The following is a 12,226-nucleotide window of genomic DNA, read 5'->3' on the forward strand; positions in this document are numbered from 1 at the left end:
CTTATTCAGCATTAGTGTCCTGCTCTGGGTCTGAGGCCCTAGCTTGGTCAATCAAGTTACTAAGGTAATTGCCGCGTGACAAACTGTCGTCATAATGAAACCGCAGCGTGGGTACAATACGCAATTTCATACGCTGGCCCAACTGGCTGCGCAAGAAACCTGAAGCATTATTAAGGGCCTTCACAGATTCTGTAATTTCTTGCGGATCTTCACCACCATTTAAAATGGTGACAAACACCTTCGCATGAGACAAGTCACGTGATACTTCCACAGCACTCACCGTAGCCATACCTACGCGAGGGTCTTTCACCTCACGCTGGATTAGGGCTGCTAGTTCACGCTGAATTTGGTCTGCCACACGCTGGGTGCGGCTATATTCTTGTGCCATGGTCAGCCCTTACAAACTACGCTCAACTTCGATAGTGTCGAAGACTTCTATTTGGTCACCAACGCGAACGTCGTTATAGCTCTTCACACCGATACCGCACTCAATACCATTACGGACATCCGCAACAGAATCTTTGTGCCGACGTAAGGATTCTAATTCGCCTTCGTAAATAACTACGTTATCGCGTAATACACGAATAGGCTTACTGCGATGAACCGTACCTTCGGTAACCATACAGCCAGCAATCTGGCCCAACTTAGGCGAACGGAAAACTTCTCGCACTTCCGCAATACCCACAATAGTTTCGCGCAGCTCCGGCGCTAACATACCAGAAAGAGCGTCCTTTACATCATTAATAATGTCGTAAATTACGCTGTAATAACGTAGGTCAATGCCTTCTTTCTCAATGAGCGCCTTGGCCGGCGTATCAGCACGAACATTAAAACCAAAGATCACAGCGTTTGACGCCACGGCAAGGTTAACATCAGACTCAGCAATACCACCAACACCGCTAGATACAACCTGCACCTTAACCTCTTCGGTACCAATATCCATTAGAGAGTTGGTTAATGCTTCCAAAGAACCTCGTACGTCAGTCTTAAGTACAACATTTAACACAGAGGCCTGATTCTTGCCCATGTTCTCAAACATAGCGTCCAACTTAGAAGCCTGTTGGCGAGCAAGCTTAACGTCTCGGTACTTACCTTGGCGGAATAGTGCGACTTCACGGGCTTTCTTTTCGTCTGCAACTACAGCGAAGTCTTCACCTGAGTCAGGCGTACCACCTAAACCTAAAATCTCTACTGGAATAGAAGGGCCTGCACTGGTGATCGGCTTACCGTTCTCATCCAACATAGCGCGGACTCGACCAAACTGCTGGCCGGCCAGAACAATATCACCTTTCTTTAAGGTACCGTTTTGAATCAATATAGTGGCTACAGAACCACGGCCTTTATCAAGGCGGGCTTCAACGACCACGCCTTTGGCTGGCGCTTCTGGCACTGCAGTAAGCTCAAGTACTTCAGCCTCAAGCAATACAGCATCTAGCAATGCTTCAATGCCGTCACCCGTCTTAGCGGATACTGGGATAAACTGAGTTACACCACCCCAATCTTCTGGCACCACGTCACGGCTAGACAGTTCTGTCTTAACTCGGTCTGGATCAGCACCTTCTTTATCCATTTTATTGATCGCTACAATCAAAGGAACGCCAGCAGCCTTAGCATGCTGTACCGCTTCTTCAGTTTGCGGCATTACACCATCATCTGCTGCAACAACCAAAATAACAATATCAGTTGCCTTAGCGCCGCGGGCACGCATCGCAGTAAACGCAGCGTGTCCGGGTGTGTCTAAGAAAGTAACCATACCTTTGTCAGTTTCTACGTGGTAGGCACCAATGTGCTGGGTAATACCACCAGACTCACCAGAAGCAACCTTAGTAGAACGAATACAATCCAACAAAGACGTCTTACCGTGGTCAACATGGCCCATTACAGTTACAACTGGAGCACGGGGAATCTCTTTACCTTCGTAGTTAATACTTTCAACTACTTCTGTTTCGATGGCATCATCCATCACCAACTTCACCGTATGACCCATTTCTTCAACAACAATAGTTGCTGTATCTTGGTCAATAACTTGGTTGATGGTTGCCATTGCACCCATGTTGAACATTACCTTAATAACTTCTGCAGCCTTTACTTTCATGCGCTGAGCTAAATCAGCTACGGTAATCGACTCAGGCAGGTTTACTTCATAAACCACTTTTTCAGTAGGCACTTCAAAAGCATGCTCACCATTACCAGACCGCTTAGGTGCAGCTAATTTACCTTTGTTTCGCGCACCCTTACCACGGCTACGGTCATCACGCCCACCAGATGTACGGCCCTTACCTTTATTCTTACCGGCAGGTGCGCCACCACGTGGCTTATCAGGGGAAGTAAACGTCTTCTGGTGAGCCGGTTTTTTCTTAGCATCTTCAGCTGCTTTTTGACGAGCCACCTCAGCGTTTGCCGCTACCTTAGCAGCTGCCGCGTTGGCATCCGCTTGAACCTTAGCTTGATCATCTGCTTCGTTTTTTGCTGCAGCGCTTGCTGATGCAGTTTCGGCCGCTTCAGCGGCAGACTTAGCTTCAGAAACTGCTTTTTCTTGAGCAACTTCACTTTCTTTACGGGCTGCCAATTCTACTTTCTCAGCCTCAATAACCACAGACTGATCGTCTTCTTCAGATTTAACATAGGTACGTTTTTTACGCACTTCCACGTTAACTGTGCGTTTACCCGCCGCACCAGCAACTTTCAAGGTGCTTGTTGTCTTACGGCGCAAGGTAATCTTTTTAGGGCCATCAGCGTTGTCACCTTCGCCACCATGAGACTTTTGCAAGTGCGATAAAAGCGACTTACGCTCTTCGTCTGACACTGCGTCAGTAGCCGCACGGCGGGTAAGGCCTGCTTCTTCCATTTGGTTCAGCAAGCGCTCAACCGGAACACCTACTTTTTCAGCTAGGGTGTTGACAGTTTGATCTGTCATAATCGTATTCTCCTGTCGGTCGGGCGGTGGTTTAAACAAACCAAGGGGCGCGGGCCGTCATAATTAGTTCTGCTGCTTTTTCGTCACTCAAGCCTTCGATATCCGAGATCTCATCAACAGCTTGCTCGGCCAAATGTTCCATAGTGATAATGCCACGGCTTGCCAATACAAATGCAAGGTGAGTATCCATGCCTTCCATGTCGAGTAAATCTTGAGCTGGCTCAGAGTTATCTAACTGCTCTTCGGCTGCTAGCGCTTGGTTAAGAAGCTTGTCTTTTGCGCGAGTACGCAGCTCTTCAACAATGTCTTCATCTAAGCCATCGATAGCTAACATTTCATCAAGCGGCACATAGGCAATTTCTTCAAGACTAGCAAAGCCTTCTTCTACCAACATTTCAGCGAATTCTTCATCAATGTCCAGTGCATCCACAAAAGTCTGTACCACACCACCCACTTCATCTTGTTGCTTGGCGGCGGCATCTTCTTCAGACATAACGTTAATGGTCCAGCCAGTTAATTCTGACGCTAAACGAACGTTTTGGCCATTACGACCAATGGCCATGGCCAAATTCTCATCACTAACGGCAACATCCATGGCATGTCGATCTTCATCAACAACAATAGAGCTAACTTCTGCAGGGGCCATAGCATTAATAACCAACTGCGCTGGATTATCATCCCAAAGCACAATATCAACACGTTCGTTATTTAACTCACCAGTTACAGCCTGCACCCGCGAACCTCGCATACCCACACAAGCGCCAATAGGATCGATACGGCCATCATTAGTTTTAACTGCGATTTTAGCACGGGATCCAGGGTCACGGGCAGCTGCCCGAATTTCGATCACTTCTTCAGAGATCTCAGGCACTTCAATCTTAAAGAGCTCGACCAACATTTGCGGATCTGTGCGGCTTAAGAAAAGTTGTGGGCCCCGGCTTTCAGTACGAACTTCAGCCAATAAAGCCCTAATACGATCACCCATACGGAATGTTTCCCGACCAATCAACTGATCTCGCGCCATGAGTGCTTCTGCATTATTACCTAAATCCACAATCACATTATCACGTGTCACTTTCTTAACACTGCCACTAATGATTTCGCCAATTCGGCCACGGTACAGCTCCACCACCTTAGCACGCTCAGCTTCACGGACCTTTTGCACAATCACTTGCTTAGCAGTTTGTGCGGCAATGCGGCCAAATACTTCGGTAGGTAGCTCTTCTTGTACAAGGTCACCTAGCTCAAGACCAGAATTGGTCTCTTGAGCATCCTCAAGAATCAACTCAGCCTCTGGGTTGGTGTATACCTCATCAGTAACAACCGTCCAACAACGCGTAGTTGTAGCTGCACCTGTCTTGCGATCGATAGAGACTCTAATGTCACTTTCTTCATGGATTCGTTTGCGTGTCGCAGTAGCTAAGGCTAGTTCTATAGCTTCAAAGATAACGTCTTTTGGCACGTCCTTTTCATTTGAAACCGCTTCTGCCACTAACAGAATTTCTTTATTCATTTCAAGCTCTCACTTAATTTGGACTTATAAAACCGAGCTTAAAAGCGCGGTACAATATTGGCTTTTTCTATACTGTCAAAAGGCAACAAATATTCTTCATCATCAATCTGTAATAGCACATCGTCACCCTCAATGCCGCTAAGCAATCCAGTAAAACGACGGCGACCATCAAACGCCAAGCGTAATTTCAAACTTAACTTTTCACCAATGCTAGCTTGATATTGTTGTAAGGTGAATAAGGGACGATCCAACCCAGGTGATGACACTTCTAATGTGTATTCTCCAGTAATAGGATCTTCTACATCCATCACTGCAGCCACTTGCCGACTCACGTCTGCACACTGCTCCACACCAATACCCTTGGCATGGTCTATATATACCCGCAAAGTGGTATGGCGGCCTTGAGAGATATATTCAATACCCCAAAGGTCACATCCACATGCGGCCACTGCTGGCGCTACTAATGCTTCAATTTGTGCTGCTGCACCTGCCATTTCAATATCCCAAAACGCAAAAAGCCCCAAAATAGGGGCTTTTTATCGACTATATGTATTCAGTCTCGTAGTGACGCAAGTTGCGGCATTATGAACCCCTGAATTACTTCTTTATGACTTTCGTCAAAGGCTAGCGTAAAAAACACTAGCCTAAAAATGGTAGCGGGGGCAGGATTTGAACCTACGACCTTCGGGTTATGAGCCCGACGAGCTACCAGACTGCTCCACCCCGCATCAAAGAGCGCACATAATATCGATTTATTCCTTACACGTCAAACACTTATTACAACTAATTACTAAAAGATTGCACTTAATCTTCAGACTCACCAATTTCCCGTGTTAAGCATTGAAACCCACGGCTCTGAGGGTGGCAAAGCACTCCCTACTTGCAACAATTCAACAGACACATTATCTGGCGACTTGATAAACGCCATATGCCCATCTCGGGGGGGCCTATTGATCACAACTCCCGCATCCATCAATGTTTGGCAAAGCTGGTAGAGGTCGTCAACTTGGTAAGCCAAGTGCCCCCAACTGCGGCCCGTGGCCAACTCTTCATCAGCATCCCAATTGTAAGTGAGCTCTAACAGCGGCGCCTGAGTACTTTGAGCCTGTGCTTCATCTCGAGCAGCTGCCAAAAACACTAGGGTAAATCGCCCTGATTCATGGTCTGTTCGTTTGACTTCAACCAGCCCTAATTGACTACACCAAAACTCTAAAGAAGCCTTCAAATCCTTTACTCTGATCATGGTATGAAGATAACGCATGTTAAACCCTATAATGTTAGACCGGCTTACAAGTAAAGCATACCAGCAAAAAAAAGCAATCAACTAAAACCTTTTAACCATGCAATATCCACCCAACCTTGGCAAATGATTTCAACGTTGGCGAAGATATTAACAGGGTCCACCTGCTCAAAAAAAAGAGTAAAAAAAAGCCCCATGGTTAGGGGCTTTTAGGACATCTATGATTGGTAATAGATGTTAATTTGGTACCGGCGGCCGGAGTTGAACCGGCACGAGCAAAGCTCACCACCCCCTCAAGGTGGCGTGTCTACCAATTCCACCACGTCGGCATTACTTATTACTCTGTTGCAGGAACGTCGCTGTCTGTAGGCATCAACACCTCTTCAAACTCGGGAAGCGTTTGCTGTTCTACTTGCTCAACGACAGGGATACCCACATCAGAAACACTGCTAGCTTGCTGCTTGGCATACACAGCCAATGCAAAGCTGGTGACAAATAAACCAGCTGCTAAAATAGCGGTCGTACGGCTCAGGAAGTTACCTGAACCACTACTACCAAATACAGTTTGGGAAGCACCACCGCCACCAAAAGAAGCGCCTGCATCGGCACCTTTACCTTGTTGAATCATGATAAAGCCTATTAAGGCTATGGCTAACAATACATGTACAATTAAGATTGCAACTTCCATTAAATTTCTCGCTTTACACTTATTGCGCTTATATAAGCACTAATCTATTTCGCCGCTTGACCAATGGCCAAGAATGAATCCGCTTGTAAGGATGCACCGCCTACTAGGCCGCCATCAATGTCTGCTTGAGCAAATAACTCTTCAGCACTAGCTGCAGTAACACTGCCGCCATATAAAATCTTCAAACCACGTGCCTGTTCTGGGGCTATACTTGCTACGTGAGCACGGATAGCTTTGTGCACTTGCTGGGCTTGCGCCGGGCTTGCGGTTAAGCCAGTACCGATTGCCCAAACTGGCTCATAAGCTACTACTGCATTGGCAAAGCTGGCACCACCAGCAGCGTCAATAACTGCCTGAATTTGGCTAGTCACCACGCTTAGGGTAAGGCCTTTCTCACGCTGCTCTAATGTTTCACCAACACACAAAATAGGGGTGAGTTGCATGGCTTGGGTGGCTACATACTTAGCAGCCACTTGTGCATCATCTTCTGCAAATAGGGCACGTCGCTCTGAATGGCCCACCAGCACATAACTAACACCAAATTCTCTAGCCATGGCTAGGGACACTTCACCAGTATAGGCTCCCTTAGCTGATGCACAAATATTTTGTACACCTATGCCAATGCTTGTGCCCATTAATTCTGCCTGGGCCTGAGCTAAATATGGAAACGGTGGAAACACCACCAGCTCAGCATTATTAACTGCTGCCACACCCAGTTTTAGCTCACTTAACAGCTTCGTTACAGCATTTTTGCTGGCGTTCATTTTCCAGTTGCCCGCAACTATCGTGTGTGCCATTACCGTAACCTTTTGTTAAAACAAACCAAGGGTAATCAATTTAAGCGCGCAATAATACTCAAGTTAGGGCGCCTAAACAAGAGACTTTCTGGTAAAACCTTTTAATTAGGCCACAATTAAATACTATTTAGACTAAGAAATTACCTGATTTACATCATGAGCTAACTCTTTAGCGTATTGACTCACAAGGTCAGCATCTTCACCTTCTACCATCACTCTTACCACAGGCTCAGTGCCTGAGGGCCGAAGTAACACTCGTCCACGATCACCCATTCGCTTTTCAAGCGCACTAACTGCTTCATCTATGGCTGGATATTCTGACAAATTTACCCGATGAGTAAAGCGCAGGTTAATCAGCTTTTGAGGCATTTTTTTCATTTGGCTTTTAAGCTCATGTAAAGTCTTTCGGCTAGATTTCATCGCTTGAAGCACTTGCAGAGCAGCAACTATGCCATCTCCTGTGGTAGTTAGGTTTCGACAGATCAAATGGCCAGAGGATTCACCACCTAACAGCCAACCTTTTTCTTTTAGCTGCTCCATGACATAACGATCCCCCACTTTGGCGCGGACAAAATCTATACCAAGATCTTTTAACCCCAGCTCCATACCCAAGTTACTCATCTGAGTACCTACAACCCCACCCTCTAGCTGACTGTTGCGCTTTAAGTGAGCAGCAATGATGAACATTAATTGGTCACCATCGACTTCATCACCAGTGTGATCAACCATAATAACGCGGTCACCGTCACCGTCTAGGGCAATGCCTAAGTCTGCTTGTTGAAGCCGAACTACTTTTCGCAACATAGCAACGGACGTAGAGCCACATTCCTGATTGATGTTTAGTCCATCTGGATCAACACCGATGCTAGTGACATCTGCACCTAGCTCATGCAGCACCTTAGGTGCAATATGGTAAGTAGCTCCGTGGGCGCAATCTAGTACAATTTTTATGCCCTTCAAGTTTGTATGAGGGCCAACCGTACCTTTACAGAATTCGATATACCGGCCGGCAGCATCTTCTATACGCTTAGCTCGACCAAGCTCTTCTGGAGCAACACACTCCATAGTCTCTTGCAACTTATCTTCAATTGCTGCTTCCACTGAGCCTGACAGTTTAGTGCCTTGAGCGGAAAAAAACTTTATGCCGTTATCTTTGTAGCCATTATGGGAGGCACTGATTACGATGCCAGCTTCAGCATGAAAAGTACGGGTTAAATAGGCAACAGCTGGAGTAGGCATGGGGCCTAACAAACGCACATCAACACCTGCTGCAGACAAGCCTGCTTGCAGCGCAGACTCAAACATATATCCAGAAATACGGGTGTCTTTACCAATTAAAACCTTGCTACGCCCGTGCTCCGAGAATACTTTGCCCACCGCCCAACCTAATTTGAGCATAAAGTCTGGGGTTATTGGGTACTCACCACAACGGCCACGAATGCCGTCTGTTCCAAAATACTTCATACCAATTCCTTTTATATAACCTTCCTTGGTTTAGCTTCAATCACTCATCATAACAGCATGAGCCATCCTTAGGGCATCTACAGTAGGGGCCACATCATGCGCCCGCACAATTCGGGCACCACGCTCATAGGCCATCACAGAAACTGCTAACCCCCCATGCAATCTTTTATCTACAGGCTTATTTAAAACATCGCCAATCATACTTTTACGAGACATACCCACTAAAACAGGCAAACCCTTGTTGATTAATAGATTAAGGTGGTTAAGTAACTGCAGATTATGAACCAAGGTTTTGCCAAAGCCAAATCCAGGGTCTATCAGTATGCGCTCTGTAGGGATTCCCATATGATTACACTGCTTAATGCGCTCATCAAAATAAAGGCTAACATCCTCTACCACAGAATCATATACGGGGTTATCTTGCATGGTTTTAGGGTCGCCCTGCATATGCATAAGACATACAGGTAGTTGGGTACCAGCGGCAGCCTGTAGAGCCCCCTCACGGCCCAACGCCCTCACGTCATTGATCAGCCCAGCTCCTGCTTTGCCAGCAGCAATCATCACTTCTGGGGTGCTGGTATCAACAGACACAACGACATTTAACGATGCACGTATTGCCTCAATAACCGGAATAACACGGTCTAGCTCCTGCTGAACCGAAACCCGGTCAGCGCCTGGGCGAGTGGATTCACCACCTATATCGAGAAAACTTGCCCCTTCTGCCACCATCGCACGCGCGCGCTCCATGGCTGCATCTAGGCACAGAGACTGACTGGCAAACAAACTGCCACCATCAGAAAAGGAATCAGGAGTGACATTAATCACTCCCATCACATGTGGCTCTGTTAAGTTGAGCCGCTGATCACCAAATAGCATCTTAGCTTGGCGCTTCGTCAGCACCCGGCACATCACCGTTATCCGCGTCTAGGTCTGCCTCAGAAACAGTGGCCTTATCTTCAGGTGCAGAGGCACTGGCACCCCCGCCCGTATTGGAACCACTAGCATTGCGCTCGCGGTCAGCCCAACCTTCTGGGGCTGAAACTTCTTGGCGAGCTAGCAACTGATCTAGCTGACTGGAGTCTATGGTTTCATACTTCATTAGTGCGTTAGCCATGGCATCAAGAATATCTCGATTATCATGTAAAATGGTGCTGGCACGGCCGTAACAGCTTTCAATAATATCTTTTATTTCGCTATCAATAATCGCTGTAGTTTCATCAGAAAAACCTTTAGCTCCCTGGCCTTGAGCACCACTAAACGGATCAGCGTCTTCAGATTCATATAGCAATGGCCCTAACTTTTCAGATAAGCCCCATTTAGTCACCATGTTTCGTGCTAATTGCGTAGCGCGCTGTATGTCATTGGATGCTCCCGTAGTCACACCATCTTTGCCTAACGTTATTTCTTCAGCAATACGGCCACCGTAAAGGCTACAAATTTGGCTCAAGATCCCTTGGCGAGACAAACTATAACGATCTTCTTCAGGTAAAAACATAGTGACACCCAAAGCACGACCACGGGGAATTATGGTCACCTTATAGACTGGATCGTGATCTGGCACTAAGCGCCCAACAATAGCGTGACCTGCCTCGTGATAGGCTGTATTAAGCTTTTCTTTAGGCTGCATCACCATAGATTTACGCTCAGCACCCATCATAATCTTATCTTTGGCTTTCTCTAGCTCGTCCATTCCTACGGTGCGCTTATTGAGCCGCGCAGTAAACAATGCGGCTTCGTTCACTAGGTTAGCTAAGTCTGCGCCAGAGAACCCTGGGGTACCACGCGCAATAAGCTTTGACTTTACATCATCGCCTAAGGGTACCTTTTTGAGGTGCACATTAAGAATTTGTTCGCGCCCAAGAATATCAGGTAAAGATACGTGAACCTGGCGGTCAAAACGACCAGGGCGCAACAACGCTTTGTCTAGCACATCTGGGCGGTTAGTAGCTGCAATAACAATAATGCCTTCATTACCTTCAAAACCATCCATCTCAACCAACAACTGGTTTAGAGTTTGTTCACGTTCGTCATTGCCACCACCCATTCCAGCGCCACGGTGACGGCCTACAGCATCAATTTCGTCGATAAATATAATACAGGGGGCTTGTTTTTTGGCTTGCTCAAACATGTCGCGCACACGAGACGCACCCACACCTACAAACATTTCCACAAAGTCGGAACCAGAAATACTAAAGAAAGGTACCTTAGCTTCGCCAGCAATGGCCTTAGCTAGTAATGTTTTACCGGTACCTGGGGCACCAGACATAAGAATGCCGCGCGGAATGTGTCCACCCAACCGTTGGAATTTTCCGGGGTCACGTAAAAACTCCACCAATTCTTCTACATCTTCTTTGGCTTCTTCAACACCTGCAACATCTGCAAAGGTCGTTTTAATTTGGTCTTCGCTCATTAACCGAGCTTTACTCTTACCGAAGGACATTGGGCCGCCCTTGCCACCAGCACCACCTTGCATTTGGCGCATGAAGAACATAAACACCACAATGATAATAAGAATAGGTGCACTAGCTACCAATAACTGCATCCAAATGCTTTGTTGCTCTGGCTGTTTGCCAACAATCTCAACTTGGTGAGTGAGCAAATCATCAACCAACTTAGGATCTGACAATGCTGGCCGGACAACTTCAAAGCTGGTTCCATCACCAAATTTACCATTAATAATGATGCCATCAACTTCAACGTTTCTAACTTGATCGCGCTGCACTGCTTGCACAAATTCTGAATAGCTTACGCGGTTGGGAGCAGCTTCTTGGCTAAAATTATTAAACACCGTCAACAGCACTGCTGCGATGATGAGCCATAAAACCAAATTCTTTGTCATGTTGTTCAAGTGCTAGACTCCTAATCCTCAGTACGAGGGCGGCTTGGGCAATGAGGACTATAAACTAGGTTTACTGACCTTTAAAACCGGTTGCCAATTGATAAACTTCCCGCGAACGTCCACGAGAAGCATCGGGTTTACGTGACCGCACACTGTTAAAACTGGTACGGGTGTCTTTTAATAAATCATCAAAACCTTCACCATGAAACACCTTAGTCACAAATGTGCCTCCGGGTTTCAATACACTACGGGCCATATCTAAGGCCAACTCAACCAAATACATCGATGCTGGTTGATCAATGGCTGGGTTACCACTCATATTGGGGGCCATATCAGAAATTACAAGGTCTGCTTTTTCGCCACCTAAAGCAGCTACGATCTGATCGTAAACCGCTTGCTCTGTAAAGTCTCCTTGCACGAAGGTGACATCGGCAATCGAATCCATCGCTAATATGTCTGAGGCCACCACAGTGCCCTCTTCACCAACCAGCTGCACAGCAACCTGAGTCCAGCCACCTGGAGCTGCGCCTAGATCAACCACCGTCATTCCTGGGCGTATTAGGCGGTCTTTTTTACTTATTTCAAGCAACTTATAGCTAGCCCGCGAACGGTAACCATCTTTTTGTGCCTGTTTTACATATGGGTCATCAAAGTGCTCTTTTAGCCAGTTGCTGCTGGTTTTTGATCTAGCCAAGGGAATCTCTACTGATAGTTCGAAAAGTAAGTGGGTAAATCTGGCTGCTAACAAGCGAAAACGCCAGACATGCG

General features: G+C 46.7%; 11 protein-coding genes and 2 tRNA genes. All 13 read right to left on the reverse strand.

Features of this window, described 5'->3' with window-relative positions; translation table 11 throughout:
• Nucleotide 1: 1 nt before the first annotated feature.
• The 13 genes from rbfA to rlmE all read right to left on the reverse strand — a co-directional run bounded on the left by rbfA (nucleotide 2) and on the right by rlmE (nucleotide 12,152).
• The gene (gene rbfA, locus ABXT60_RS12440; RefSeq protein WP_046482283.1) at nucleotides 2–388 is read right to left on the reverse strand and encodes a 30S ribosome-binding factor RbfA; all 387 of its coding nucleotides are present in this window, start codon (nucleotides 386–388) and stop codon (nucleotides 2–4) included.
• A gap of 9 nt (nucleotides 389–397) precedes the next feature.
• Entirely contained in the window at nucleotides 398–2,917 is a 2,520-nt protein-coding gene (gene infB, locus ABXT60_RS12445; RefSeq protein WP_443630423.1) for a translation initiation factor IF-2, read from the reverse strand.
• A 31-nt stretch (nucleotides 2,918–2,948) separates the two neighbouring features.
• Nucleotides 2,949–4,430, reverse strand: coding sequence for a transcription termination factor NusA (gene nusA, locus ABXT60_RS12450; RefSeq protein ID WP_443630424.1), 1,482 nt, complete (start codon nucleotides 4,428–4,430; stop codon nucleotides 2,949–2,951).
• 38 nt (nucleotides 4,431–4,468) lie between these two features.
• Nucleotides 4,469–4,924 carry a ribosome maturation factor RimP gene (rimP, locus tag ABXT60_RS12455; protein WP_046482323.1) on the reverse strand — a complete coding sequence of 152 codons (456 nt, stop codon included), beginning with the start codon at nucleotides 4,922–4,924 and terminating at the stop codon, nucleotides 4,469–4,471.
• Between the two features lie 157 nt (nucleotides 4,925–5,081).
• A tRNA-Met gene (locus tag ABXT60_RS12460) sits at nucleotides 5,082–5,158 on the reverse strand.
• A gap of 89 nt (nucleotides 5,159–5,247) precedes the next feature.
• The gene (locus ABXT60_RS12465; protein WP_443630425.1) at nucleotides 5,248–5,691 is read right to left on the reverse strand and encodes a VOC family protein; all 444 of its coding nucleotides are present in this window, start codon (nucleotides 5,689–5,691) and stop codon (nucleotides 5,248–5,250) included.
• Nucleotides 5,692–5,913: 222 nt separating this feature from the next.
• Nucleotides 5,914–5,999, reverse strand: a tRNA-Leu gene (locus ABXT60_RS12470).
• Between the two features lie 8 nt (nucleotides 6,000–6,007).
• Entirely contained in the window at nucleotides 6,008–6,358 is a 351-nt protein-coding gene (secG, locus tag ABXT60_RS12475; protein WP_443630426.1) for a preprotein translocase subunit SecG, read from the reverse strand.
• Nucleotides 6,359–6,402: 44 nt separating this feature from the next.
• Complete coding sequence (gene tpiA / locus ABXT60_RS12480; protein WP_443630427.1) at nucleotides 6,403–7,155, reverse strand: triose-phosphate isomerase; 753 nt, start codon at nucleotides 7,153–7,155, stop codon at nucleotides 6,403–6,405.
• A 132-nt stretch (nucleotides 7,156–7,287) separates the two neighbouring features.
• A complete protein-coding gene (gene glmM, locus ABXT60_RS12485) occupies nucleotides 7,288–8,625 on the reverse strand; it encodes a phosphoglucosamine mutase (RefSeq protein WP_443632109.1) in 1,338 nt (445 codons plus the stop codon).
• Nucleotides 8,626–8,655: 30 nt separating this feature from the next.
• Entirely contained in the window at nucleotides 8,656–9,528 is an 873-nt protein-coding gene (gene folP / locus ABXT60_RS12490) for a dihydropteroate synthase (RefSeq protein ID WP_443630428.1), read from the reverse strand.
• On the reverse strand, nucleotides 9,497–11,458 hold the full coding sequence (gene ftsH / locus ABXT60_RS12495; protein WP_443632110.1) for an ATP-dependent zinc metalloprotease FtsH: 1,962 nt from the start codon (nucleotides 11,456–11,458) through the stop codon (nucleotides 9,497–9,499). The genes folP and ftsH overlap by 32 nt, the downstream gene beginning before the upstream one ends.
• A 70-nt stretch (nucleotides 11,459–11,528) precedes the next feature.
• Complete coding sequence (rlmE, locus tag ABXT60_RS12500; RefSeq protein WP_046482324.1) at nucleotides 11,529–12,152, reverse strand: 23S rRNA (uridine(2552)-2'-O)-methyltransferase RlmE; 624 nt, start codon at nucleotides 12,150–12,152, stop codon at nucleotides 11,529–11,531.
• Nucleotides 12,153–12,226: the final 74 nt, after the last annotated feature.

This window comes from Candidatus Njordibacter sp. Uisw_056 (assembly GCF_047730085.1).
In the GTDB taxonomy this organism is placed as follows: Bacteria; Pseudomonadota; Gammaproteobacteria; order Pseudomonadales; family Balneatricaceae; genus Njordibacter.